This is a genomic window from Candidatus Proelusimicrobium volucris (assembly GCF_959605025.1).
Classification (GTDB): domain Bacteria; phylum Elusimicrobiota; class Elusimicrobia; order Elusimicrobiales; family Elusimicrobiaceae; genus Proelusimicrobium; species Proelusimicrobium volucris.
Genome location: NZ_CAUHCY010000003.1, coordinates 189,606 through 215,037 on the forward strand (window position 1 = coordinate 189,606; position 25,432 = coordinate 215,037).

The 25,432-nt window shown below is 41.4% G+C and carries 28 protein-coding genes and 1 tRNA gene; 13 read left to right on the forward strand and 16 right to left on the reverse strand.

The genetic code is table 11. From position 1 onward, the window contains the following. Nucleotide 1 precedes the first annotated feature (1 nt). Nucleotides 2–922, reverse strand: coding sequence for an SDR family NAD(P)-dependent oxidoreductase (locus ACQY3M_RS04305; protein ID WP_428066275.1), 921 nt, complete (start codon nt 920–922; stop codon nt 2–4). A 52-nt stretch (nt 923–974) separates the two neighbouring features. On the opposite strand from ACQY3M_RS04305, the gene ACQY3M_RS04310 reads away from it, so the two are divergent. The 8 genes from ACQY3M_RS04310 to ACQY3M_RS04345 are packed head-to-tail and all read left to right on the forward strand — an operon-like array spanning nt 975 to nt 9,555. Next, nucleotides 975–1,796 carry a glycosyltransferase gene (locus ACQY3M_RS04310; RefSeq protein ID WP_428066277.1) on the forward strand — a complete coding sequence of 274 codons (822 nt, stop codon included), beginning with the start codon at nt 975–977 and terminating at the stop codon, nt 1,794–1,796. 1 nt (nt 1,797) lies between these two features. Then, the gene (locus ACQY3M_RS04315) at nt 1,798–2,904 is read left to right on the forward strand and encodes a glycosyltransferase family 4 protein (RefSeq protein ID WP_428066279.1); all 1,107 of its coding nucleotides are present in this window, start codon (nt 1,798–1,800) and stop codon (nt 2,902–2,904) included. After that, nucleotides 2,901–3,986, forward strand: coding sequence for an EpsG family protein (locus ACQY3M_RS04320; protein ID WP_428066280.1), 1,086 nt, complete (start codon nt 2,901–2,903; stop codon nt 3,984–3,986). Before ACQY3M_RS04315 ends, ACQY3M_RS04320 begins: the two co-directional genes overlap by 4 nt. Before the next feature lie 2 nt (nt 3,987–3,988). Further along, nucleotides 3,989–4,855, forward strand: coding sequence for a glycosyltransferase family A protein (locus tag ACQY3M_RS04325; protein WP_428066281.1), 867 nt, complete (start codon nt 3,989–3,991; stop codon nt 4,853–4,855). A gap of 2 nt (nt 4,856–4,857) precedes the next feature. Further along, complete coding sequence (locus ACQY3M_RS04330; RefSeq protein ID WP_428066282.1) at nt 4,858–5,808, forward strand: glycosyltransferase family 2 protein; 951 nt, start codon at nt 4,858–4,860, stop codon at nt 5,806–5,808. A gap of 2 nt (nt 5,809–5,810) precedes the next feature. Continuing rightward, complete coding sequence (locus tag ACQY3M_RS04335; RefSeq protein ID WP_428066283.1) at nt 5,811–6,854, forward strand: polysaccharide pyruvyl transferase family protein; 1,044 nt, start codon at nt 5,811–5,813, stop codon at nt 6,852–6,854. Nucleotides 6,855–6,910: 56 nt separating this feature from the next. Further along, nucleotides 6,911–8,368: a lipopolysaccharide biosynthesis protein gene (locus ACQY3M_RS04340; protein WP_428066285.1), complete on the forward strand. Its 1,458-nt coding sequence runs from the start codon at nt 6,911–6,913 to the stop codon at nt 8,366–8,368. Continuing rightward, nucleotides 8,365–9,555 carry a Coenzyme F420 hydrogenase/dehydrogenase, beta subunit C-terminal domain gene (locus ACQY3M_RS04345; RefSeq protein WP_428066287.1) on the forward strand — a complete coding sequence of 397 codons (1,191 nt, stop codon included), beginning with the start codon at nt 8,365–8,367 and terminating at the stop codon, nt 9,553–9,555. Before ACQY3M_RS04340 ends, ACQY3M_RS04345 begins: the two co-directional genes overlap by 4 nt. Before the next feature lie 174 nt (nt 9,556–9,729). On the opposite strand, the gene ACQY3M_RS04350 is transcribed toward ACQY3M_RS04345, so the two are convergent. Genes ACQY3M_RS04350 through ACQY3M_RS04360 form a run of 3 tightly spaced genes read right to left on the reverse strand, consistent with a single transcriptional unit; the run spans nt 9,730 to nt 13,771 of the window. Beyond that, a complete protein-coding gene (locus tag ACQY3M_RS04350; RefSeq protein WP_428066288.1) occupies nt 9,730–11,451 on the reverse strand; it encodes a GumC family protein in 1,722 nt (573 codons plus the stop codon). 11 nt (nt 11,452–11,462) lie between these two features. Continuing rightward, nucleotides 11,463–12,107 carry a polysaccharide biosynthesis/export family protein gene (locus ACQY3M_RS04355; protein WP_428066289.1) on the reverse strand — a complete coding sequence of 215 codons (645 nt, stop codon included), beginning with the start codon at nt 12,105–12,107 and terminating at the stop codon, nt 11,463–11,465. A gap of 41 nt (nt 12,108–12,148) precedes the next feature. Further along, nucleotides 12,149–13,771 carry an O-antigen ligase family protein gene (locus tag ACQY3M_RS04360; protein WP_428066291.1) on the reverse strand — a complete coding sequence of 541 codons (1,623 nt, stop codon included), beginning with the start codon at nt 13,769–13,771 and terminating at the stop codon, nt 12,149–12,151. A gap of 43 nt (nt 13,772–13,814) precedes the next feature. Between ACQY3M_RS04360 and ACQY3M_RS04365 the strand changes: the two genes are divergently transcribed. Beyond that, the gene (locus ACQY3M_RS04365; protein WP_428066293.1) at nt 13,815–14,267 is read left to right on the forward strand and encodes a hypothetical protein; all 453 of its coding nucleotides are present in this window, start codon (nt 13,815–13,817) and stop codon (nt 14,265–14,267) included. A gap of 68 nt (nt 14,268–14,335) precedes the next feature. Here ACQY3M_RS04365 and ACQY3M_RS04370 read toward each other — a convergent pair whose 3' ends face one another. The 3 genes from ACQY3M_RS04370 to ACQY3M_RS04380 are packed head-to-tail and all read right to left on the reverse strand — an operon-like array spanning nt 14,336 to nt 15,940. Then, the gene (locus ACQY3M_RS04370) at nt 14,336–14,518 is read right to left on the reverse strand and encodes a hypothetical protein (RefSeq protein WP_428066295.1); all 183 of its coding nucleotides are present in this window, start codon (nt 14,516–14,518) and stop codon (nt 14,336–14,338) included. Further along, nucleotides 14,515–15,633 carry a hypothetical protein gene (locus ACQY3M_RS04375; RefSeq protein WP_428066296.1) on the reverse strand — a complete coding sequence of 373 codons (1,119 nt, stop codon included), beginning with the start codon at nt 15,631–15,633 and terminating at the stop codon, nt 14,515–14,517. Before ACQY3M_RS04375 ends, ACQY3M_RS04370 begins: the two co-directional genes overlap by 4 nt. A 1-nt stretch (nt 15,634) precedes the next feature. After that, a complete protein-coding gene (locus ACQY3M_RS04380) occupies nt 15,635–15,940 on the reverse strand; it encodes a hypothetical protein (RefSeq protein ID WP_428066298.1) in 306 nt (101 codons plus the stop codon). Between the two features lie 116 nt (nt 15,941–16,056). Here ACQY3M_RS04380 and asnA point away from each other — a divergent pair, with 116 nt between their 5' ends. Together asnA and ACQY3M_RS04390 are read left to right on the forward strand one after the other, a co-directional pair. Next, a complete protein-coding gene (gene asnA, locus ACQY3M_RS04385) occupies nt 16,057–17,064 on the forward strand; it encodes an aspartate--ammonia ligase (protein WP_428066299.1) in 1,008 nt (335 codons plus the stop codon). A gap of 9 nt (nt 17,065–17,073) precedes the next feature. Beyond that, a complete protein-coding gene (locus tag ACQY3M_RS04390; protein WP_428066300.1) occupies nt 17,074–18,069 on the forward strand; it encodes an aldo/keto reductase in 996 nt (331 codons plus the stop codon). A 47-nt stretch (nt 18,070–18,116) separates the two neighbouring features. Here ACQY3M_RS04390 and ACQY3M_RS04395 read toward each other — a convergent pair whose 3' ends face one another. Together ACQY3M_RS04395 and ACQY3M_RS04400 are read right to left on the reverse strand one after the other, a co-directional pair. After that, nucleotides 18,117–18,443, reverse strand: a complete 327-nt coding sequence (locus ACQY3M_RS04395) for a DUF805 domain-containing protein (RefSeq protein WP_428066301.1) — start codon at nt 18,441–18,443, stop codon at nt 18,117–18,119. A 79-nt stretch (nt 18,444–18,522) separates the two neighbouring features. Then, nucleotides 18,523–19,125 (reverse strand): HAD family hydrolase, encoded by a 603-nt coding sequence (locus tag ACQY3M_RS04400; protein WP_428066303.1) that lies wholly within the window; start codon nt 19,123–19,125, stop codon nt 18,523–18,525. 99 nt (nt 19,126–19,224) lie between these two features. Between ACQY3M_RS04400 and ACQY3M_RS04405 the strand changes: the two genes are divergently transcribed. Beyond that, a tRNA-Arg gene (locus ACQY3M_RS04405) sits at nt 19,225–19,296 on the forward strand. Between the two features lie 1,068 nt (nt 19,297–20,364). On the opposite strand, the gene ACQY3M_RS04410 is transcribed toward ACQY3M_RS04405, so the two are convergent. The 6 genes from ACQY3M_RS04410 to ACQY3M_RS04435 all read right to left on the reverse strand — a co-directional run bounded on the left by ACQY3M_RS04410 (nt 20,365) and on the right by ACQY3M_RS04435 (nt 24,854). Then, a complete protein-coding gene (locus ACQY3M_RS04410) occupies nt 20,365–20,979 on the reverse strand; it encodes a hypothetical protein (RefSeq protein WP_428066304.1) in 615 nt (204 codons plus the stop codon). A gap of 306 nt (nt 20,980–21,285) precedes the next feature. Further along, a complete protein-coding gene (locus tag ACQY3M_RS04415) occupies nt 21,286–21,483 on the reverse strand; it encodes a hypothetical protein (protein WP_428066305.1) in 198 nt (65 codons plus the stop codon). Beyond that, nucleotides 21,483–22,181: a hypothetical protein gene (locus ACQY3M_RS04420; RefSeq protein WP_428066306.1), complete on the reverse strand. Its 699-nt coding sequence runs from the start codon at nt 22,179–22,181 to the stop codon at nt 21,483–21,485. The genes ACQY3M_RS04415 and ACQY3M_RS04420 overlap by 1 nt, the downstream gene beginning before the upstream one ends. An 83-nt stretch (nt 22,182–22,264) precedes the next feature. After that, nucleotides 22,265–23,248: a hypothetical protein gene (locus ACQY3M_RS04425; RefSeq protein WP_428066307.1), complete on the reverse strand. Its 984-nt coding sequence runs from the start codon at nt 23,246–23,248 to the stop codon at nt 22,265–22,267. 271 nt (nt 23,249–23,519) lie between these two features. Next, nucleotides 23,520–23,966: a DUF2213 domain-containing protein gene (locus ACQY3M_RS04430; RefSeq protein WP_428066308.1), complete on the reverse strand. Its 447-nt coding sequence runs from the start codon at nt 23,964–23,966 to the stop codon at nt 23,520–23,522. 12 nt (nt 23,967–23,978) lie between these two features. Then, nucleotides 23,979–24,854, reverse strand: a complete 876-nt coding sequence (locus ACQY3M_RS04435; protein ID WP_428066310.1) for a phage minor head protein — start codon at nt 24,852–24,854, stop codon at nt 23,979–23,981. A gap of 33 nt (nt 24,855–24,887) precedes the next feature. On the opposite strand from ACQY3M_RS04435, the gene ACQY3M_RS04440 reads away from it, so the two are divergent. Continuing rightward, nucleotides 24,888–25,181: a hypothetical protein gene (locus ACQY3M_RS04440; RefSeq protein WP_428066311.1), complete on the forward strand. Its 294-nt coding sequence runs from the start codon at nt 24,888–24,890 to the stop codon at nt 25,179–25,181. Here ACQY3M_RS04440 and ACQY3M_RS04445 read toward each other — a convergent pair. Continuing rightward, the gene (locus ACQY3M_RS04445) at nt 25,170–25,334 is read right to left on the reverse strand and encodes a hypothetical protein (protein ID WP_428066312.1); all 165 of its coding nucleotides are present in this window, start codon (nt 25,332–25,334) and stop codon (nt 25,170–25,172) included. The two genes, ACQY3M_RS04440 and ACQY3M_RS04445, sit on opposite strands and share 12 nt — an antisense overlap. Nucleotides 25,335–25,432: the final 98 nt, after the last annotated feature.

Sequence of the window (25,432 nt, forward strand, 5' to 3'; positions counted from 1 at the left end):
TTTAAGCTTTAAGTATCTCTTTTAAGCCTTCTTTAAGCGAAACTTTCGCTTTGTAGCCCAATTGCGTTATTTTTGTTATATCGGCGGCGGAATTTTTTACGTCGCCGGCTCTTTTGGGCTTAAAAACGCGCTTCATTTTTTTGCCGGCGATAGCCTCTATTTCTTTTGCCAGCTTGAGCAGAGTATATGTTTTGCCTGAAGCCACATTGTAAACTTCCCCCGCCTTGCCTTTTTCCATTACCAAAATTGTGGCGTCGGCCACATCATCTATAAAGACAAAATCTCTGCTTTGTTTGCCGTCCCAATCGATAAAGAAGGTAGTGCCGCGTTTGGCTAAATCCATAAATTTGGCTATTACCGCGGCATAGGGCGAATTGGGGTTCTGCTTCGACCCGAACACATTAAAATATCTTACGCAGACGGTTTCAAGGCCGTAGGCCTTAAAATAGCATTTTAGCAGTTCTTCCCCAATCAATTTGCTGGCGGCGTAAGGCGAGCGGCAATCGGTCCCAGAGGTTTCTTTGTAGGGAATATCTTTCCCGTTGCCGTATACCGCGCTGGAAGATGCCAATAAAACCCTTTTTACGCCGTTTAAGCGGGCGGCTTCCAAGACATTATTGGTGCCCTCTATGTTGATTTTATGGGTTTTTGCCGGTTCCTCCATAGACTGTGCGACCGAAACCATAGCCGCATGGTGGTAAACGCAATCGACGCCTTTCATAGCTTGTTTCAATTTTTTAAAATCGGTTATGTCGCCTTTTACTATCTTTATTTTGTTTTTGATTGCGGACAGGTTTTTTACGTCGCCGGAAGAAAAATTATCGTAAACTATAACTTTATGGCCCTTTTCGGTCAGTTTTTCTGCCAGACGAGAGCCTATAAAACCCGCCCCGCCCGTAATAAAGGATATCTTCCCGCTCATATTTAAAATTATACCATTTTTGCAATCTCCCCTAAATGGTATAATATATCAAATGAAGAGCAATACGCAATTTTCAGTTTTGATGTCGGTTTACGCCAAAGAAAAGGCCTCTTGGCTTAAAGAGTCGCTTGAAAGCGTTTTTAATCAGACTTTTCCCCCTTCCGAGACGGTTTTGGTGGCCGACGGCTCTTTGACGCCGGAGCTTGAAAGCGTAATATCTTCCTTTAAAGAGAGGCTTAAACTTGTCCGCCTTCCTAAAAATATGGGACTGGGCACCGCGCTTAATGAGGGGCTTAAGGCTTGTTCTTATCTTTTGGTAGCGCGTATGGACAGCGACGATATTGCCGCCCCCAACCGTTTTGAACTGCAAATTGCGGCTTTTGAGAGAGATAAAGATCTTTCCGTATCGGGCGGAGCCATTGAGGAAATTGATTCCCTTACCAAAAAGAGCATAGCATTCAGGCGTCTTCCGCTTGGCGACGGGGAACTTAAGTCTTTCCTAAAGAAGAGATGTCCGTTTAATCACATGACGGTTATGTTTAAAAAGGAAGATGTCTTATCGGCCGGCGGCTACTTGCATTTACACTATATGGAAGATTATTATCTTTGGACGAGAATGGCGGAAAAGGGTTTTAAATTCGCCAATTTGCCGCAGATACTGGTCCGTGCCAGGACAGACAAGGCTTTATATGGTCGGCGCGGCGGCTTTGAATATTTTTTGAGCAACAAAAAGCTGTATTCTTATATGAAAGAGCACGCCATGATAGGCCTTAAAGACTATATCTATATACTTTCCATCCGCTTTTTTGTACAAACCCTTATGCCCAATTCTTTAAGGAGTTTCTTTTATACTCGGATACTGAGGAAGTTATAGTATGAAGAAAGTCCTTTATATAATTTCCACCTTGAAACGAACGGGCCCCACAAATATCTTGGCGGGTACGGCACTAAATTTGGACGGAAGGGTTTTTAAGCCTATGGTTCTAACTCTTTCGCCCGAGGAAGACGAGAATAATTCTTGGAAACAAGAACTGCAGTCTAAGGGGATAGAGGTGTACTCCCTAAATTTAAGCCGCATAAAGGGGATTTTTTGTGCGGGGCGGGCTTTAAAACGCAAAATTGAAGAAATTAAACCCGATATAATACATACGCATTGTTTCCGTTCGGCGGTATATTGCGCGTTATTTGTTAAGGGATATAAGCGGGTGTCGGAAATTCATTGCGATTATGAGGAAGATTATGCTTTGGCCTACGGCGGAATTAAAGGGGCTATAATGGCCAAAGCGTTTACTTGGGCTTTATCTTCCGCAGATAAGAGAGTATGTTGTTCGCAAATGCTGGCGGCTATTTTAAGGCGCAAAAAACCGGACGTCGATTACGCTTATGTAAACAATGGCGTGGATACGGAAAAATTTAAGCCTTATGACGGAGATAAGGCCGCTTTGCGGCGCGTTTTGAAATTGCCGCAAGATAAAAAAATTTTTATATGGGCGGGCGTATTTATAAAGAGAAAAGATTTCCCCACCCTTGCAAAAGCGGTAATGGCTTTGAAAGAGGAAAAGGACTTTTTCGTTTTTTGCGGCGATGGGCCTTTGCTTTCGGAAATGCAAACGATGTTGGACGGGCAGAAAAACATAATGTTTACGGGTTTTTGCCCTGAGATACACAAATATTTGCAGGCTGCGGATTTTTACATATCCACATCGCTTACGGAGAGTTTCCACCTTACGGTGTATGAGGCTCTCTCCTGCGGGCTGCCCGTAATTTTAAGCGATATAGAGGCTTACTCCAATTTGCGCGGCAATGAGGCTGTTTCCTTTTTCAAGAGGGGCGATTACAAAGAGTTGGCTAAAGCGATAGGAATTGCCGCGCAAGAATATTCCCCCGCCAAGAGAGAGGCCGCAGTTAAAATGATAAGGGACTCTTACTCCCTGCAAAAGATGGCGGAAGGTTACGGAGATTTATATCTAAACGGACTATGATTTATTTTCTTACCATTTATTCGGCAGTGGCCGCGTTAAGTTTTACCGATTTTATACCCAAATTGCGCAAATTCGGCGCGCTGATGTGCATAATATTGCTTGCGATGCTTGCGGGGTGGCGCAATATGGGCGGGAGCGATTTCTATGTTTACCAAGATATATATTACGGCTTAACGCTTAACTATATGTCGGCGGAAGCTGGCTATGCCATAATAAATAATCTATTTTCCGGATTGGGGTTTTCTTATAACGCTTTTCTGTTTGTTTACAGCTTGGCTGCGATAAGCATAATGGTGATTTTTTTGGAAAAACACGTAAAATACCCTAAATTCGCCTTGCTGTTCTATATGGCGTGTTACTTCTTCTTTTACAATATGGTTCTTAACAGGCAGATGCTTTGTATGTCGATGTCCTTATGGGTAATATACTTTTGGGACAAGAACAAACTCTATTCTCTTTTGTGCCTGCTTACCGGGTTCCTATTCCACCAATCCATAATAGTTTTGCTTCCCCTGCTGTTGGTTTTTGAAGTTTTAAAGCATACCAAAGGCATAAAATATTGGCTATTGTTTTTTGTCGCCGCGATAGGTTTTACGGCTTTAATCAATCCGCAAAGGCTGCTTGGCATTACGGCTTCTTTGCCGGGCCTTTCTTCAATGTCCGCGCGCCTTCTTAACTATTTGGAAAACGCCGGTGGAGAGTATGCCCTTAATTTAGTCGAATACGTGAAAATGGCCGCGGCTTTATGCATTATTCTTCCTTTCGCCAAGAAAATACTTGCCGATAAAGGAAACCACATTTGGGCGTTCTTTTACTTTTTCGGGATAATTTTTCTGTTTTGGACAAGAAATATAGAAATATTGTTCCGCGTTTTCGCTTATTTTGATTTAAGTTTATTGGTTTTGATACCTTATGCCGTCAATATTGTGGCAAACAGATTTTCACCCTCTCAGCGCAAGCCGTTTTTGATATTAACTTATGCCGCCGTGGGGGCATTATCTATTATGGCGATACTTTACCGCGCGGCGAATTTTGGGGACGGCTCCTTTTTGTCCTATCAATTTTATTTTATGGACATTTGATTATGATAACGATATTCACCCCCGCTTATAATCGTGCGCATACTTTGGGCAAATTGTACGAAAGCCTTAAAAGGCAGAGCAGCCATAATTTTGAGTGGCTTGTAATAGACGACGGCAGCAAGGACGGCACGCAAGAACTTTTTAAAACTTGGCTTGAGCAACGCAATCCCTTCAAAATAACATACATCAAGACGGAAAACGGCGGCAAGCATAAGGCGATAAATTTAGGCGTTTCAAAAGCGGGCGGGGAAGCCTTTTTTATAGTAGACAGCGACGATTTCCTTCCGTCAGACTCCGTTGAAAAGATAGAGAAGTCTTTTTCCTCCGTAGTTGATAATGAAAGATTTGCCGGCATTTGCGGTTTAAAGGCAGGGGCTTTTGACAAACAGCCTTTGGGCAATAGCGCGGCTTCGGCTGGTTTGGATTGCTCAATGGCGGATATAAGGTATAAATATCATATCCGCGGTGATATGGCGGAAGTGTTTAAGACCTCGGTATTAAGACAATATCCGTTTCCCGTATTTGAGGGCGAAAAATTTATGAACGAGGCCGTCGTCTGGGGCGAAATAGCCAAAAAACATCTTATGCGCTATACAGGCGATATTTTGTATTACTGCGACTATATGCCCGACGGATTAACCCGTTCGATACGCCGCCAATATCGCCGCAGCCCCAAAGGAACAAAACTTTATTACGGCAGGCTGATAAAGGATAAGTCCATCCCGCTGAAAGAACGGGCAAAGGCGGGCGTATTGTATTGGCGGTATTTGTGTTTTAACGGGGAAGGATATAAAAATATGCCGTTATTTTCGGCAATATTTTGGCCCGCGGGCGTGTTTTTTTATTTTATGGATTGCTTTAGGGGATAAAAATGAACGAACTTATTTCAATAATTGTTCCGATGTACAATTGCGAAACTTTAATAAATAACTGTATAGAAAGCATTAAAGCGCAAACTCATTCCAATCTGGAAATACTTTTGGTGGATAACGGTTCAACGGATGCGACTTTTGATGTCGCGCGCTCGGCGGCCGAACAAGACAGCCGCATTAAAGTTTACCGAAGTGAAAAGAAAGGCGTTTCCGAAGCTAGAAATCTGGGATTAAAAAAAGCGATGGGGAATTATATCGGTTTCGTAGATGCCGATGATTATATCGCTGCCGACATGTATGAATACCTTCTAAATTTGTTGAAAGAAAACGACGCCGATATATCTTCCTGCAATATATTCTATATAAATAGAAACGGGCAAAAACTTTTTGCAGACGATTCTGAGAAAAAAATACTAAATGGATTTGCGGCTATAAAAGAATGTTTCCTTAACAATGCCGTTTTCGTATCGGTATGGAACAAACTCTACAAAAGGGAAGTTGTTAATGATATTACTTTCCCGCCAGTCGGAATGAGTGAGGATTTAAAATTTTTATATGATATTTGTAAAAAGGATGTAAGTATGGTCTGTGGTTTTAAAGCTAAGTATTATTATGACAAAAGTAATGGAAAACCTTCTTTTGAACAGAGAGATCTTGATTCCTTAAAGGTTTTTAGAGAAATTATAAATGAAGAACGATCTTTAAAAGACGAGAATCGGATAAAATTTTTTGAAGAACGATATATAAAACATTTATACTCTTTATTTATAAAAGTCCGCTTATATCCGCACAGAGCGAACCCCGAAGAAATAATAAAAATCGCCAAAAGAGAATATTTTAGACTTTTTCTTGTCAAAGATATATCCTTAAAATTTAAATTGTTCGTTACGATCTGTCTTATCAATACGGCGTTGGCCAGAACAGTAAACAAATATATAGTAAGGACTTAATTATGAGAAAAACAGGGATTTTGACTTATGTTTGGGCAAATAATTATGGCGCCGTGTTACAGGCCTACGCTTTAAAAAAAACAATATCTTTATTGGGGGCGGAAAGCTTAATTTTGAATTACAGGGGCATTCCTAACAAAAAAAATATAAAACAATTTGTAAAAAGGATATTCTTTCCTATTTGGAATTTCAGGGTAAGGCGCAATTTCAAATCTTTTAGAGATATTATCTTAAAAAACTCCTTTCCGTTAAAGCGCGATAATTTGCCCGCCCTAAATGATAAATTTGATATTTTTATAACCGGCAGCGATCAAGTTTGGAATTTCTTCGGCAACGGTTTTGACAGCAGTTATTTGTTGGATTTTGTAAGGGATAATAACAAGAAATATTCTTATGCGGCAAGTTTCGGAAGGCCGGAAATTACTCCTGAGGAAGAAGCTCTTTGCGCTCCATTGCTTAAATTGTTTGCGAGGATTTCAGTCAGGGAAGACTGCGGCGTGCCATTGGCGGAAAGATTATCTTCAAAATCCGTACGCAGGGATATAGACCCAACCTTGCTTTTGACTAAAAACGAGTGGCTTGAAGTCGCGCAAATGCCAGACAGGGAAAATTATGTATTGCTATACCTTATGAGCCATAATGCCAAAATAATCGACTATGCCAAGGAACTTGGGCAAAAAAAAGGCTTGAAAGTTGTTATGATAACCACTTCTCCTATCCCAAGAAAGGGAATAGAAGTGCTGATGGTTACTCCACAGGAGTGGCTGGGGTATTTTTTAAAGGCAAAATATGTGGTGACAAACTCTTTCCACGGATTGGCGTTTTCAATAAATTTCAATAAAGATTTTTTTGTGGATTTGCTCCCCCCTCCGAGCAATGTCAATTCCAGATTGGAAAATTTGCTTGAATTAACTGGGCTGAAAGGCCGCCTGATAGACAATATCTGCGATAATTACGAAGAAGAAATTTCTTGGGGAAGGATAAATGCCATTATTGAAAGAGAACGTTTAAAATCCTTTTCTTATCTTGGGAGCATAATACGGTGAGTAGGACTAAATTTTTTGTAAATAATTCTGTTGCTATGGCGTCGCAGAAGCTAATTATGATGTTGGCGGCATTCATAATACCGAGAATAATAATAACAACCTATGGCTCTGATATAAACGGTATAGTAACTTCTGTTACGCAATTTATAGCTTATTTTGTATTGGTGGAAGCTGGAATTTCCGGCGCAAGCATATATGCTCTTTATAAGCCTTTGGCGGAAAAGAATATAAGTTCAATAAACGGTATTTTATCTGCGTCAAAAAAATTTTATATTTTATCTGGTTATATATTTCTTACATTGGTTGTATTATTGGCTTTATTTTACCCTTATATAATAAAGGGGAATATATTGCCATATTGGAAAATAAGCATTATAGTTTTTGCGCTTGGTACTTCAGGCGCTTTAGATTTCTTTACTCTTTCAAAATACAGAGTTTTGCTAACTGCGGATCAACGCAGTTATATAATATCAATTTCCCAAATAGTTTATTGGGGTTTAAATGTTGTTTTAACGTATTTCTTAGCCAAAGCAAAATGTGACATAGTTCTATTGCAAGTTATACTGTTAACATCGGTTTTTGTGCGTTCTTTTATTCTATGGTATTACGTAAAGGAGCATTACGACTATATCAATTATTCTGTAGAACCTGATATCTCCTCGATAAAGGAACGATGGAATGTTCTTTATCTTCAATTGCTTGGCAGTATACAATCTGCTTGTCCGGTAATTTTGGCGACGGTATTTTTACAGATAAAAGAAGTAAGTGTTTATGCGATTTATAATATGGTTGTAAGCGGAATAGACGGAATACTTTCTGTTTTTACCGCGGGGTTATCTGCCTCTTTTGGTGACGTAATAGTACGGAAAGAACGTAAAACATTACAGAAAGCATACAGAGAATTTGAGCAAATGTACTATTTGTTTATTTCCGTAGTATACAGTGTATCTTTATTGCTTATAATACCATTTATATCATTATATACTAAAGGGGTAAAAGATGCCGAATATATATTGCCTACTTTAGGAACGATAATAGTATTAAATGGGCTTTTGTATAATATTAAAACGCCACAAGGAATGATGGTTGTAGCGGCTGGTATGTACAGACAAACACGTTGGCAAACTACTATTCAGGGAAGTATCGCGCTTATAGGTGGATTAATAGGGGTAAAGTTCCTTGGCCTTTACGGTATTGTAATCGGATTGATGTTATCCAATATTTACAGGGATATAGACTTGTTGTTCTTTGTGCCAAAGAATATTACAAAACTTTCGCATATGCGTACTGTTAGGAATATGTCGGCTGTATTGTTTACCCTCATTCCGGCATTATATATTTCTTTTAAATATCCTATTGAAATTGATAATTTTATTCAGTGGATTTTATATGGGGCCCTTTTTACTTTTGCTTTTTTTATATGGGCATTATTTATAAACCTGATTATAGATAAACAAAATATGCTAGATATTTTTAAGAGGATAGGAACAATAATCTCCAAGAAAATAAAATGATATCTATTCAAGACAAAACCCAATGCAGCGGCTGCGGTGCCTGCCGCAATATCTGCCCGAAAAATGCCATTTCAATGAAGGCCGACGCGGAAGGCTTTTTGTATCCCAACGTTGACGATAGTCTGTGCGTCAAATGCGGATTATGTCTTAAAGTATGCCCTATAATAAACAATACCCCCCCCTTTCATACCGGCAGGATTATGGCCGCTAAACATAAGGACGAAAATATAAGGAGTGCGGGATCTTCTGGCAGTATGTTTTCCTTATTGGCGCAATACGCCCTTAAACGCGGCGGCGTGGTATTCGGCGCGGCTTTTGACGGGAAGTGGAATGTAGTGCATCAAAGCGCGCAAGACGAACAAGAATTGGATAAACTGCGCCGCTCCAAATATGTGCAAAGCGATATGCAGGAATGCTTTAGGCTAGCCAAAAAATTTTTGCAAGAGGGTAAAACCGTCCTTTTTACCGGTACGCCTTGCCAAATAGCAGGCCTCAAAAATTATTTGGGAAGGGACTATGCTTCGCTTATTACGGCGGATATTATATGCCACGGCGTGCCTTCCCCGTTGGTATGGCGCAGATTTTTGGAGGAAACACTCCCCCTTCAAGACATTTCGGCCATAGATTTCCGTTATAAACGCTTTGGCTGGGACGCCAGCTATCTCTGTATTAAAAAGAAGGACGGGGCTTCCCTTCCCGAAATAAAGGGCCTCTTAAAGCCTTTTAAATCCTTATTGTTAAGGTCAAAAGGGCGGTTGTTTAAGATTATTTATATTCTTCCTTTTACCATTTCAAATTTGTATGAAAGGCCCTCGTGCCACGCCTGTTCTTTCAAAGGCTGCGATAAATATTCGGATTTTACCATGGCCGACTTATGGGGCGTAAAGAATTTTATACCCGAAATGTACGACGTCAAAGGCGTATCCGTACTTATGTTAAATTCCCCGAAGGCCGAAGATCTTTTTGAGGAATTAAAGAATAATTTGATTTATAAGGATATTTCTTTTGAGAATATGTCCCAATACAATCCCTATTTTATGAAGTCTACCGAGCCCAGTCCTTTCCGCGCGCAGTTTTTTGACGCTTTGATAAACAAAAAAGGCTCTTTTTATTCGCTTATCAGAAACAAAAAAGGAATGAAGCCCCTTATCTTAAAGATAATTCGCTTCTTGGGCGGAGCAAGATAAAAGCGGATTGAAAGTAAATGCCGCGAAGTTAAAACGATAAACTGCCGTTTTCTCTTTATTGCTCCCCCAAAATAAGGTGACGTTATTATTTCTACGACTAAACAGGCATTAGTTTAAGCTATAAAAAACCCCCGTTTTTGTACGGGGGTTTTTAGTTCGCAATAGGTTCGAGGGTTATTTTTTGTCTTCGTTATAGTAGCTGTAACTCTTTTTGTAATAACCGTATTTGCCGATAGCCATACCGCTTGGCTGATAGTGGCCTATTACCGCGCCGAGTATCTTTATATCCGCCTTATTTAGCTTATCAATGGCTATTTGGGCTACTCTGGTATTCGTCTGGCCGTATTTGACCACGAATACCGCATAGGGTATATACTTGCCCCAAAGCAGAGTATCGGATACCGGTACAATGGCGGGGCAGTCTATTAATACTTGGTCGTAATTCTTTTTTGCCCAATCGATAAAATCCGCCAGTTTGGGCGTATTTAAAAGTTCAGCCGGGTTTGGCGGCCTTTGGCCCGCCGTCATTACATAGAGGTTGGGCACGTCTTTTACGGCTTGTACGTTTGCGGCGTATTCCGCCTTTTCGCCTTCCGCCGTCCAAATATTGCTTAGCCCCAACTCGGGTGAAAGCCTAAAGGTTTTATGCAGGCGCGAACGCCTTAAATCGCCGTCTACTATCAGTACTTTCTTGCCCGTCTGGGCCAAAGCTACGGCTAAATTGGTAGAAAGATTGCTCTTTCCCTCACCCTGCAAAGAGCTGGTTATTAAAAGCGGCTCGTGCGGGGCCTGCGATTGTGCGAAAGCGAGCATCGTTCTTATATTGCGGATATTTTCCGCCAAAAGGAAATTGCCCTGTTTCGTCATAAAGGCATATTCCGTTTCGTTTTTCTTGATTTTCTCTTTGGGTACAAATCCCAAGAAAGGCAGTCTTAGCTTCTTTTCCAAATCTTCAGAGCTTTTTACCGTTTGATCAAAGAAGTCCAATATAAAAGCAAATAATATGCCAAGCAGCGTACCCACGCACAGCCCTAAGGCAAGGTTAAACAGTTTTCTTGGCTTTATCGGTTTTTCCGGCATAACGGCATTGTCCACTATGCGGATATTGTTGCCGGAAAATTGCCCCGAAAGCTCTATTTTTATACTTTGCACCAGCCTTTGTGTTTCCAATGCTATTTTGTTTTGCACCGAGGAAAGCTGCCTTTTTACGGAAATAACTTCCGGGTGCATGGCAGTATATTTGGAGGATAATTCAGCCTGTTTGTTCAATAAAGAGGTTTCCTGCAGTTTCAAATTCTTTATAAAGTCGCTGTTTACTATCTGCGGCATTGAATTTAATAATTCCTCTTCACCTTCGCTTCTTTCCGTACTTTCAAGAGCTCTTATTACGTCTTGCCCCATAGATATGCGGTTGCTTATATTGTCGCGGACGAAAGTTTCGGCTATATTATTGGCTACTTCCATCGAAAGGGCAGGGTCGAAACTGGTTACCGACAAGTTTACCAAACGGGATCTAGTTATCGGGGTAATATCGATGGCTTTGAGCAGTTTTTTAACCCCGGCGGGGTTTGCAAATTCCTCGTATTTATTCAGCTCCATTTGGCGGTAGACTTTTTCAAGCAGGTTTCTGCTTTCCAAAAGTTTATATTGAGTTCTGTAATAATCTTCTTCCGCACTGAAGGAAGCATAAGGATTTGTGTTCAGTTTTCCCGCGTTTTCCTGATTAATCATCATAAGCACGGTAGCTTGGTAAGCGGGCCTGGTGAAGGTATTAAACATTATCGCGCAAAACGCACCCAACGCCATAAAGGCGGCTATAACCCAAAAATGTTTAAGAAGCACTTCTATATAGTAATTAAAGTCTATCTCTTCATTATTATTAAGTTCTTCACGCATATTCTATGTTCCTAAAAAATACTTTGCGGCACAAATACTACGTCGCCCGGTTTTAAGGGGATATCCAAAGCCTTGTTGCCTTGTTTGGTTATTTGGGTTACGTCGACGTCTATGGAGGTTTGTTTGCCGTTCTCCATTCTCAAAACTCTTACCCTGGATACTGCCGCTATATCGGTAAACCCGCCTACGGAAGTTATGGCTTCCAATACCGTAAGAGGTTTTTCCGGCGGTATTTGTATCGCGGCCGGTTTTGCCACTTGCCCCAGCACATATACGGTTTTATTGCCGTATTCCTGTATCAGCATGGATACTTGCGGGTTTTTTATGTATTTTTTCAAGGCGGAAGAAAGAATGTATTCCGCGTCGGAAACGGAGTATCCCGAAATCTTTATATTGCCTATCAACGGGTAAGTTATGGTACCGTTTGTGGCTATGCGGAGAATACGTTTCATATCATCTTCCATAAAGACTTGTATTTCCACAAGGTCGCCGGGTTGCAAAATATAGTCGGAGTTTCCTTTCAAATCGTTAAGGTCTTGAGTGATATCTCCATTATTTATTTCCGTAATCAAGCTGTTGTTTACTTTTGCGGGACTGCCGCAGCCGTTAAGTATCGCCGCAAAAGCCAAAAATATAATAATGCTGTAATATTTCATAATAACTTTATTTTAGCAAATATGGAGCTAACATTAAAGGACTAGAGAGTATTGATATAAAGGCGGGATAGTTCCTTCTCGCGCGGATATTTAATCAGATAAGATTGCGCCAAATCGTGGGCTTTGGTTTTTAAGGCTGATTTTTCTTCCGGGGATAGTTTTTTGTCCAAGCTTTTATTATAATATTCCACCCCCAAGCGCAAAGCGTAGCGCGGCGATGGATAATAGCGCAATGCCTTTTGATAGTATTCTACTTTACCCTCGTATTTAAAACCGTTGGCGAAGTAATAATACCGCCAAGCTATCGCTTTTTGCAGAGTATAGTAAAAAGTTAGGCAGAAAACGGCTAATATTATAATCTTTAACCATAATTTTATACTTATTCTGGAATAATTTTCTCTATAAAAAGATACTCCGCAAAGCATACCCGCCAAAATGAATACGACGCAAGCGCAGGCCGGTATAAACAACGGGAAGTCTATCGCACTGCTTATGCAAAAGGATATAAGGGCGCATATCAGCCCACTGTAGAAGACTTGCTTCTTTAAAGGCAGGTATTTTAAGCGTTTTAAAGCCAACAAGAAAAATAAAAGCGTAAGCAGAAACGGCGGAAGAGTGCCGGCTATCCCCGCGCCCAAAAGGATTTCCAGCGGGTCGCTGTGCAGGCGTTCTATGTATTCTCTAAGGGGTTGGGTGTAATTGGTTATCATTATCGGCATAGCTCCTATCCCGGTGCCGAATAGCGGGCGCTCTTTTAACGCTTTTAAGGCGGAAGTGTACAAGTCTTTTCTTATGTCTACCGAGCGGGAAGACGTCCTATGCGCGAAGGCGTTAATATCTCCTTTCTCTTTCAAGGCGAAAAATACTCCCCCGAAAAATAAAATTAGAACCATAATAATGGCTGTAATTTTGGCTGCCCTATTTTTTAAGAAAAAATACGCCAAGAAAAGGGAGTAAACAAAAGCGCCCGTAAACAAAGCCAGCATGGTCCCTCTTGAGCGGGTAAATACGGCCGCAAAAGCCAAAAAGAAGAATAAAAACAGGAATAAGATCTGCTTTGCGTAAAACTCATTTCTTTTATTTTCCGCGAGATATTTATTTTTCCCGGCAAAATGCACCGCCGATAAAGTCTCGCAGAGTATCGCGGAAACAGCTAAGAAACAGCCCCCATGGTTACGGTTTATGAATGGGCCTATCCCCCCGTTAAAATCTATCAAAGTCTTAAGATATAGTCCCGGCACCGCTATATGCAGCAAGGTAATTATGACGGCGGGAATGATTATTATCCATATTATTACTTTATTGGATTTGAAGTCGCCCGCGATATTGCTTCCTATAACAAAAAGGGCCAACCAAGTGAGAAAAAGTGCGGCGTGATCCAAAGTATAAAGGCGCATAAGGGTGGCCGGGAAATTGGGTACGGGATCCAAAATCGTCGTTGTAAAACAGGCTTGTATAAGAGTATAGACTATAAGAAACAAAAAAGCCGCCGCCGCCGCTTTGAAGGGTTTTGTCAGGATTAGGCCCCGTCTGAAGAGGAGCATCGCCGATAATATAAATGCGCAGCCTTGAAAAATGGAAAAAGCCCACGGAGTGGTGCCCGCAAAAGCAAATACCAAAAAGAAAAGCTGTATAGCAAAAAAGCCTTTAAAGAATAAATCCATATTAACTAATATTGTATAAAATTTGATATATTAAGATTATATTATGAAAATATGTTTTATATGCCACGCTAATATATGCCGGAGTTTTGCCGCGGAACGCCTTTTAAAAGAGGCCGCGCTGAAAGCCGGACGGACGGATATAGAGGTCTTTTCCCGCGGATTGTACGCAAGCCCAGATTATGTCATTCCGGAGAAAATAAAGAACTTTCTTAAAGAAAACGGAGCCGATTTTGAGAATCATATTTCCACTCTCGTATCCGTAAAAGATTTGGAGCAGGCCGACTTGCTGCTTGTTATGACGCAGGATATATTGGATACGCTTTTGGACAGAGCACCGCAATATACCGATAAAATATTCCTTTTTTTGGATTATGCCTACGGCACTGAAAAGGATATGCCGGATCCTATCGCGCTTTCCGGCCGCCCGTTTGAAAAGATTATGACCGAACTTAAAAAAAACGTGGAAGTAGTTTTTAATAAGATAACGGCACGCTAAGTTCTCCAAAAGAAAAGGCTTTTTTAAAAGACATAAAAAATCCCCCCGTTACGGAGGGATTTTTCATTTTATTCATTTCCGGCTTTTACCCCCAGCGCTTTTAGGGCGCTTTTTAGGGATTTGTATTCTTTCCAGCCTACATTTACCCCTTTGGGCCCCGTAGCTTTGGAGCATATAAGCAAATCATAATATTTGCCGTCTTGCTCTCTATAATATGGGCCTTGCGGGTTTTCCGAAAGTTGATACATCATTGCAGCACCTCCCAGCCTTTGTTTACGGCTATGGCTATATCTTCTTGGGTTAAATCAGCGCTGCCGCTGGAACCCGTTATATTTATTTTTTGTCCCGCGCTTACCTGCGGCAGGCTTTCAAATAAACTTTTAAGGTTCTCTTTGTCCATACCCGTATAAGAAACATCAATTTGCGGCGCACTTTGAGTAAACGGCGCGGCGGAAGATACCTTCAATCCTTTAAACCCGGTCATTGGTTTCTGAGAAGTCCCCGCACAGGTTATCCTTTCCAGCTTATCGCCCGAAGATAAATCCAGCATAGCCATATCCAAATTTGGGCAGTTGCCAAAGATATTAAAGGCATTGGTTAATGAACCAAAATTTGAATTTTCAAATATAACCCGACGCAGCGCTTGGGAGTTGTAAAACATATTTATGGTATCCTGGGGAGTAAAGTTTTTAAGCGTAACTTTGCTCAGTTTTGAACAGTTCCTTAAAGAACAGTAATTCTTTGAGAGATAATTTCCGTAATTGATAACGGGCAGATAAGAAAGTTCTCCGCACTCGTTAAAAGCGCCGTATATGCTTTTTACTTTTATTTCTCCGCTTGAGGAAGTTACCGCCCGCAAATCTCTGTTACGGACTTTTTGGGTATCGTTGTCGTCCGAGAGCAAAAATCTTTCCATCAGGCAATCTGTGGCAAGGTGGACCCATAATACTCCTTGTTCTTGGGTTCCGCTCTCTTGGCTTCTTTCGCATTTGAAACCCGTTATATCCGCATTTTCGTTTACGGGCAAAAGAGTTAAGCTATAAGAAGTTAGGGCTTCGGGATAGTTTATAAGAATGCTTTCAAAATCCGCCAAATCGGCGATATTGATTACGCACTGCTGCCCATTTTCAAAGAGTGCGTATTCCCGTTGTCCCACAAGCACTTTATAGCCCCCTTCGCAGTTGACGGAAAAAGAGAATACGGGATATTTGTCGCTTATCAAAATGCCGATAGCTCCTTCAGGCGTCGTTTGGCGCAGTTCGGGCCAGGAAGAAGGCTTGGCCCAGTTGTACTCCGTAGGGATAAAGCCTTCCCCCGCCTTAAAACCCATATTCCCCTTAAGGGAAGTTAAAAGGGAAGTTTTCATATTACTGCACCGTTACCTTAAGGTCTTGGCTGGATATGCCGGTCAAATCGCATTTTAAATAGAGATTGGCGAATTTGAGATATAGCGGAATATCGGCTTTAAGCAGGATTTGCACGCCGTTTTCATCGGTAAGCGGATAATAGTTTATATCGTCTTGGCTGACTTGCAGTTTTATGTCGCCCCCGCTGAAAGAGCCGGTGGCAAGCAGCATAATACATTCGCTCCTGCCGTTTGTGCAGGCGGCGATTTCCGTCAATTTTACGCTTTTGTTTATTTGTGGTGTTTGGGAGAGATCTGTTATAACCATTAAAAAAACCTCATATATAATTGAATATGAGGCTCTCCCTAATTAAAAAGATACCAAAAAAATGAGTATTTTGTCAATTTTGAACCCCATGTAAGATAATTTTATACAATTTAATAATGAAGAAATTGATAATACCCAAAGAATACAAAAGCTCTACCGATTTGAGGCAGACCCAAAAAGCCATAAAATTTATAAAAGACACTTTCCAAAAGAAATTGGCGCTGGCGCTTAATCTTGAAAGGGTTTCCGCCCCTTTGTTTGTGGAGGAGTCAAGCGGCCTCAACGACGACCTAAACGGTGTTGAGCGCCCCGTCAGTTTTGACCTTAAGCAAACAGGCGTCAAAGCCGTGATAGTACATTCTTTGGCCAAATGGAAGCGTATGGCCCTGAAACTTTATGATTTTAAACCTGGACAAGGCCTTTACACCGATATGAACGCCATACGCCGCGACGAGGAAACCGATAATCTCCACTCCATATACGTAGATCAATGGGATTGGGAACTTATAATAACCCGCAAAGAACGCAATTTATCTTTCCTTAAGGAAACGGTAAACAAAATAGCGGGCGTGCTTTGCGACACTTTGGCGGAACTTAAAAGGGAGTATCCGCAAGTTAAGACTGAAATAAAGCGGGACGTATTTTTTATATCGGCCAAGGAATTGGAATCTTTATATCCCGCCCTATCGCCCAAAGAGCGGGAGACCGCAGTCTGCAAAGAACATAAGACTGTATTTATAATCGGCATAGGCGGCGCTTTAAAAAGCGGCTTGCCGCACGACGGGCGCGCGCCAGATTATGACGATTGGTCCTTAAACGGCGATTTATTGGTTTATAATGATCTTCTGCGGGAAGCGTTTGAAATCTCTTCCATGGGCATTAGGGTTGATGCGGAGTCTTTGTCAAAGCAGTTGGAAGCGGCCTCCTGCCAAGAACGCAAGAAATATCATTATCATAAACTGATTTTGGAGGACAAACTCCCCCTCACGATAGGCGGTGGGATAGGGCAAAGCCGCCTTTGCATGTTGCTTTTGGGCAAGGCGCATATAGGGGAAGTGCAAGCCTCGCTTTGGCCTTCGGGCATGCGCGAGGAATGCTCGAAAAACGGCATCAATCTTTTGTAGGAGGGATATATGTATAAAGCTGACGAAAGCAGATATTCTAAAATGAAGTACAATCGCAGCGGCAACAGCGGATTAAAGCTGCCGGCGGTTTCTTTGGGTTTGTGGCACAATTTCGGCACGAACGACAATTTCGAGAATATGAAAGCGATATGTTTTACCGCTTTCGACAACGGCATTACCCACTTTGATTTGGCCAACAATTACGGCCCCGTGCCCGGCGCGGCGGAAGAGAACTTCGGCAAGATAATAAACGGCGATCTTAAACCTTACCGGGACGAGATTATCGTCAGCACCAAAGCGGGATACACTATGTGGCCCGGCCCTTACGGCGATTTTGGCGGCAGGAAGTATCTTTTGGCGAGTTTGGATCAAAGCCTTAAAAGAATGGGGCTTGAATATGTAGATATATTCTATTCCCACCGTATGGACAAAGATACCCCCTTGGAAGAAACAATGGGCGCTTTGGACCAGACCGTAAAATCTGGCAAGGCCTTATACGCGGGTATTTCCAATTACGACGCTGAAACCACCGCCCAAGCCGCTTTAATACTTAAAGATTTGAAATGTCCTTTCGTAATCAATCAAATAAGGTATTCCATATTTGACAGGACGATAGAACGCAACGGGTTAAAGAAATATGCCCGCAGAAACGGTATCGGTTTGATAGCGTTCAGCCCCTTGGCGCAAGGTCTTTTGACGAACAGATATCTAAACGGTGTACCGGAAGACAGCCGCATAGCCAAAGACGGACGCTTTTTAAAACGGGCGGATTTGACGCCCGAGCGTCTTTTGCAGATAATGGCCTTAAATGAAGTCGCCAAGAAACGCAATCAGACTTTGGCGCAAATGGCTTTAAACTGGGTTTTGCGCGATGACTCGGTAACAAGCGTATTGATAGGCGCAAGCAGCCCGGAACAAGTCAAGGAAAATCTGGGGGTGATGGCGTTCCCCTCTTTTACGGAAGAGGAACTAAAGGCAATAGACAATATCGCCCCTATCGAGTAGATTGCCAAGTATAAAAAGGCGGCTTTTGAGGCCGCCTTTTTTATTGTCTATTTTGCTTTAGTGTGGGAAGTGTTTTTGCTAGGCAAAGCGCATAAAACGATAACGATCAACACACCTATGCCGAAAATTGTGGTAAGCAGCCACCACGGGCTATGGCCGGCATCTCTAAGGCGCCTTGCCGATATGCTTAAAGACGGCAGTAATATAGCCAAGTTAAAAAGGCCCGCCAGCGGCGCAAATACAAGCCCTAAGACGAAACTTATTATAAAAGAGTACAAAACGAAATACCAAAATTCCGCCCTGTCCGCTTTTCCCTCGAAAGCTATGTACTTTTTGCTTACAACGTTTACAAAATATTTTTTAAAAGACTCCATTTTTTTACCCTCTCTTTTTTTAATATAAAATCTTTACTCTATCTATAATAATGCATAATGAGTATAAAAGCAAGAGATTTTAATCTTCCAGCAGGATTGAGAGTTCGTTTTTAAGTTCTTGCGGGCTAGTGAAGCGAATTGCTGAAAACCCCAACTCACGCGCGGCTTCCACATTTTTAATATTGTCGTCTATAAAAACGCAGTCCTCTGCTTTAAGATTATAGCGGGAGAGTAAAATTTGATATATTTTCGGGAACGGTTTTATGCATTTTTCCTGTCCCGATACGACCATAGCGTCAAAGAGAGTAAAAAAATTAAAATTTTCTTTTGCCCAGGGGAATTTCTCGGCGGACCAATTTGTCAAAGCGTAAAGTTTATATCCCTTTTGTTTTAACTCTTTTAATATTTCCACCGTTCCTTGGAATATAGGGCCGAACATATGGTGCCAGCCCTCGTCGTAGAGTGCGATTTCTTTGGCGTATTCGGGGCAAGATTTTTGAGCGAGGGCGATATTCTCCTTAACGCTCATACCCTCATCCATTCTTAAAACCCACTCGGAATTGCAACAGCGCGCCAAAAAGTCTTCCATACGATTGTCGTCGTTAAAGACTGCGCGGTAAAAATATCTGGGATTCCAGTCGACAAGAACCCCGCCCAAATCGAATATTACGGTCTTTTTCATAGGGTTATTCTATCATAAAAGAGGAATATTTAATAAAAAAGGATACCGTGTGCGAAAAATTTTATATAATATTTATAGAAAATTTGTTGTAGAAAGTACGCCCCCATAGCTCAATGGATAGAGCACCTGCCTTCTAAGCAGGGGATATAAGTTCGATTCTTATTGGGGGTATTTTATTTATAGGAAAAGAACTTTTACCCCTTAAAATGGTCACAAATAGCCACAAAGAAGATAAAAAAGCGCTTTTTTTCCATTTAAATTTTTGCCGAATTCGCTAAAAAATGAAAATAAAAAATCCCCGCCTAAAAGTGAGGATTTAATTTATAGACAATTCTTACACATACGCCGCAATTGCCCCTGTTTTAGTTACCCGCCGATCTTAAACGGGAAAATGTTCCGAGACAAACCTCCCTGGGCTACATTTTGTAATGCCGTTTTATTCACTTCCGAATTTCCAAATAACCTTTCCTATAAGGGTATTTGTATTTTTTTTTGTAATCAGCTATAATTAACTTAAAGGCTGGGGCATTAACGTCTTGAGTTTGGGACGTCTGGATAAATTGCTCCAGCCTCTCTTGTATTTCCACTTCGTGCAAATAAAGCCTTTGATTTTCTTTTATCCTTTTTATTGCCACTTCTTCCGCATATCTTTTGCCGACAATAAATATCGGTGCGATTAAAAAAAGGCCTCATAGCCGCTGTTTTTCCAATTCTGCTTTATGTCAAAAATACCCATCTTTTGTATCACTTGCGGTACGTACATAAAAGCTTCCACAAACGGACAGCAGTAAATTTTATAAAAAACTGTTCTTTGACTATATTTAGAGTTATTTCTGACAAGAGAAAGCCTCCTCAAGCTGTTTGGTTAGAATGAAAAGTTCAGGGCAAAGCCCCAGGGCGACGTCTTTACCGCCAACCCAGTAATTTCCACTGCTTAAATCGTCTTCTCCGAAATAGCCTTTATTTTCCAATCATCTTTAGCTAAACTATTATTAGAAGCGGCGGTTCCGGTACTGGATTGCATTCCAGCTTTGACCGAGTCCGTTGCTTCTTCTTTTATATGGTATTTATAGTAAATATTCCCGTTTTGACAGAGTGCGGTTTGCCTAAAATAAAATTGCTTTTCTTTTTCATAATTACTTGAAAATTCTCTCTTTTTGAGATATACTGTTTATAAGCAAAGTGAATCGCTTCGGGCGTTAGGGATAACGGGGACTGTATACCAGTCATCAAATTCGTTCACTTTGCTTTTCGTTTGTACATTGTTTTAGGTTGCAAAGTCTTATTTTTCCTGCCACCGACTGATTCGTAATAAAAATACATATTGCCTATCTTTTTGCTGTAAATAAGTATATTACGCCCCTCTGATTTTTCTTTTGCCAGAGCCACATTGTCAAAATCGCCCGTAATAAGAGGAATTAGCAAAATATCTTCTTTGGTTATAGGCAATTGCCCTCGGGCTTTCTCGGTTTGTTCATCGCCGTGTGATTTGAAAATGTGCCGAATTCCTCCAGCTGTCAACTGGTGGACAAATCCCGTTAAGTCTAATCCGATAGCAGAGTTTAATCTGTCAGCTTCTTTTTCTCCCACCTCTCTGTAACTAACAGAAGGGACATCATCAATGTTTTTTTGTGAGTCCTCCTTTTCTAAAAGTGCCTCGGCTTCTTTCTTTTTTGTTTCGTCTTTCCAGACATTTGTTTTTATTGTCTGTTTTCCTTCTTTTGTTTCCTTTCCGCCGCTCCCCGTGCCAAATTGCCCGTTGTCCTTGCGGGGGTGCTTGCTTTCGTCCCACTCATCAATAGCCGTTTCATCTTCCGGCAGTTCCAAGTCTTCTGGGATTTCATCGGCGGGCAATACCTCGTCTATATCGGCAAATCTGCCGCCGCGTTCGGAACGCAGGGCATTACCTACTTCCTCGGCGTTTAATATACTCGCCGCAACATATTTTGCTGCCGTTTTACATAGCAGTATACTTTCTGTTTTTATCCTATCTACAAAATAATTTCCGTAAGTAAAGTGTGCATTTCAAGCCTGCATATATTTTTGTCTTGCCCGTATTGTATCCCCTTGTAATCCATTATTTTTTTGCTATAATTAACTTAGAAGCTGGAAGATGTGCCCCTTCAGTGGTGGTCTTGAACACATCTTCCAGTTTCTCTGTTAAATAGACTTCGTGTAAATAAAGCCGCTATTTTCTATAATAATGTCCTTTGTGTTACTGTAAGCTACCCCCACGGCGGCTGTACTATCGGAATTGTTTCCCAACGCATAGGCGTGTACCCTGCGCGGCGAATCATCATAAAATTCGCCGGGTACGCCGATTGGTAATTCTTTGTTTACGATAGTTTGTATAGGCATTAGTTAGCCTCCTTTAAATATTTTTCAAAAGCGGCGTCTTTTTCTACGGGCATAGCGTCGCCTACTGCACCGTTTACCGCCTCGCGGAACACAACCTGCTTTTGCGCTCCGGCCAAATAACCCGTTAAAGCCGTTTCCGCGCTGTCTTCGGCTATACCTTTAATACCTAACTTATCACAGGCGTATTTAGCCATTTGCGCTAAAGACATAGGGGTATGGTCAAAGCTTCCGGTAAATGGAGAGACTTTCTCGTAAAGAGCAAGCTTTTTTGCCATTTTTTCCATTATGCGCGCTTCCAAAGCGTCCTCGGCTTTATCTTTATCGCAAGGCGCTTTATCGTTTGCGGTATCGTCCTTCTCATCCTTTTCAGAGGGATTGGCACTATCCGCTTTATCCTCCTCAAGCGCGCCCTTATCGTCATTCGCGCCGCTTGCGGACTTATTATCGGCCACTTTATCAAGCAACCCGATAACAGCTTTCATTTGCCCCTCTTTGCCATCTTCAAATTCGCTTTCAGGCTTAGAGGCAATAGCCAGTATTTCTGCTGCTATTTTGCTTTTGTCCATTTGTGCATTCTCCTTTTTTTCGGGTGCGGCGCTTATGCCGTCTGCCCCGCTTTGTTTACTGCTTAAATCTTCTTCTAAAAAAAGGTTTATTCCGTCATTGGAACTTCCCAATAGTTCTAACAACTTTTTCATAAAACACCTCTTGAAATTTCTCTATTTATTCGCTATACTATTGTTGGCTTCAGTAGCGGCTCCTAATTGGTGTAGGATTCCCGTTACTGAAGTTCTTTTTTAGGTATTTTCAAATCGTAAAACTTTTTCCCGTTAGTATCTTCCCAAACGATAACCTTAACCTTTTGCGCTGTACCTCGCCCTATTTTCACCATATTCTCTATCAGGTGAAAACAAATCGCCCCGTCTTTTCTTATTTTATGCAACGGCTCTGATCCTAAATAGCGGCCAGTTTCAATAATAGAGTACAAGGCTACTACCATTTTCAACTTATCGGGGTTTCCTGAAAATGCTTCATATTCATCCCGTCCTTTACGGCTAAATAATATCTCCCCCAGTTGTGGGTGTTTGACGGTTTTGCCCTGCAAATTGGCTTTATACCAATCAATGGCTTTAGCCCTGAAATCTTTTATATCCGTATAATCGCCCAGTTCCGTACCGGTAATTTCTATTGGTTCTTTTGGCGATTCTTCTAAATATCCCTTGACAATATCCTCTTTTGTTAGTATCTTATTTGTAGGAACCGTGTTCCGCTGAAGAACTGCATTGTGCAGAGAAGGCAACACGGTTCTTTCTTTTATATAGAGAACCCCGTTTTCCTTTATCACATTGCTTACAAAATTGTTAAAATTATTTCTTTCATAAACACTGGGTATAAAAGAAATTTCGTTTTCATCCTTTTTATTGGGAGAAATCACGGCAATAATTGGTTTTCCCGCTTTATCTACAGCGTCCAATACGGAAATATAGCCGCTTGGGTTGGAAGAAGTACTTAAAGACTTAAAAACTGCTTGCGGGTCCATTATTAGTGCGGGTAATTCTTCTAATACCTTTATGGGCACATTATGCGGGTGCTTTCCGGTTTTGCCAAGTGCTTTTAAAAGCGTCATTTTATTTGTCTTTAGTTCGCCTTTTGGTAAACCTAAATTAACATAAATTTGTGGTGTTTCTCCAAGGCTTAATTCCGTTCTAGGCGATACCTTATCGTCCGCCAAAACGTTTTGAACTTCATTTTTAAACTTTTCCAAAAGTTCTTCAGAAGGACTAAAAATGGCTTTTTCGGCTTCTTTCCTCTGCCTTCGATGTTCTTGCTCTTTCTCGGTTTGCTTTTGCGTGGACAGTCCATTTTCCTCCGCAAACCGCCCAAGTTCGTCACGCTTTACTTTGCTTTCGTCAAAATCGTTATCCTGAGCCTGACGGAGTAAAGGGCCCGAAAGTTCTAAACTGTCGCAAGCGCAACTGCCCGCAAGCGCGCTTGGCAATGCGTCCATAACTCTTACGCCGTGCCCCATACGCCCCCTAGGCACTATGGCCAAATGGTTGCCCCTTATATTCGCCGCTTTCTTTGACCCATTCGCAAAAATACCCCAAAGACAACTCCTTAAGACCGTTGTTTATATCATCTTTTGCCTGCTCGCTGGTTATTTTGATATTGGCGTACAAAGTATCGCCTTGCGCAAACACTTCCTCGCCCACTATTCCTTGCTGTGGTATATTTTCCGCCGGAGTTAAACCGTTTTCCGCAGGGCCCAGCATTCTGTGTCCCTTGATTATTGGCAAAAGCTCAAAACTCTTTATAGCCTCGGGGTTCATAAGTTCCTTTTCCGAGCGCAAAACATTGTAAATTTTATCCGCCTCAAGATCGGGAAGCCCTATTTCGCGCCCCAAATACGGGAATATGCCCGCCCTGCTTATAGGGTTCTTTTCTATATACCAAAAGTTATTGTGGTCTATTACTTTAGCCATTTTTATTACCTCTTAGTTGAAAACTATCACCGGCCGCTTTATGCAATGGCAGTTTATCAATGTGCCGGGGTATCCCTCTTCGCCGGTTTTAGGATCTACGACTATCGCTTTATTCAAATTAAATATTTGCCCCGCCAGCACATCCCTGTGATATTCCCTTTCCCATTGCGGCTTTTTAGAACCGTATGTATAAACCCATTCATATTGTTTTATACCGACATCTAACAGTTTCCTGCGGCTTAAAGCCTCGTATACCTTTTTGTTTTGGTCGCTTGCTATCAACTCAACCCGCCTGTCTAATTTGCCCGTTATCTTACTTAAACCCTCTTTTACCGCCGTTATACCCTCGCCGTTCATTACGCTTCTAAAAATAAGTTCCGCTATTTCTTTAAAAAAATCGGAATTTATGCTATTTATCAATTTCACGTTTGCCGCTATTGCCGCTTTGCTTATTTTTATATCCCGCGGGCTGTAAAAACCCTTTAAAAAATTGACCTCAAAAGTGGTGCCGCTGGCGCCCCCTATACTGGTGCCGAAAGCCTTTAAAGAGCCTTTCACGCTGATATTTGCATAATCTGACTGCCTTTCTACAAAGCCTTTTGCCAAACTTTCCGCCTTGCCCGTAAATACTGCGTAGAACTCTTTATTTAGCCTGTCCAGCTCCGCTTTTAAAACTTCCGCGCTGTCCGCGTCCTGAGCGTAAAGCGCTTTAATATTTTCATTTTCCCGGCGGTAAATCTTTATAATATCGGCTATGGTCTTACGGCTCATTTCCGTGCTTAAAGCCGAAAGCTCCCGTTTATACCATTTGCGTATGCCCTCACTGGGGAACAGTTCCCCACCGTAAAGGATATTCCGCCGTATTATTTTGCGTTCTTTGCTCGCCATTTGTTTTTATGTTCTTTGTTGTATAATCTATATATGATTAACCTTAAAAACCTTAAAGAAATTTACGATAAATACATTCTTATGGAAGAAAGATTTAACAATCTTGAACAGAAGCTTAATGACGCATTACAAAAAATTGCCGCATTAGAAGCTGTTGTTAAACATTCTGATAATAATAAATATCTGTGTCGCTCCTGCCATAAAGGGCTTTATCGTGCTACAAATAAACCTAGACGCTTTCACGGTTTCACAGTCGGCAATATATGGGAATGTGATACATGCGGACACATTGCCGATGAACAGCTGTCTCAAAAATTAAGCAGCTGATTTGTTTTTCTTAGAAATATTTTCCAAGACGTCAACTATATTAGTTGCTACGTTATAGCTTTCTTTAGCTTCTTTCCCGCCGCCCATAAAATATGCGACAAAAACTAATTCTGCCACACCCCTGTTAAAAACTTCTTTCTTTGTTTCTTCCATATTCTTAACTCCTTGAAAAACTCCGCCTTTTTAGCTATACTATTTATACTCAATAACTAGACAGCAGAAAGTCGCCCTAGCTGCCAATTAATGGAGGG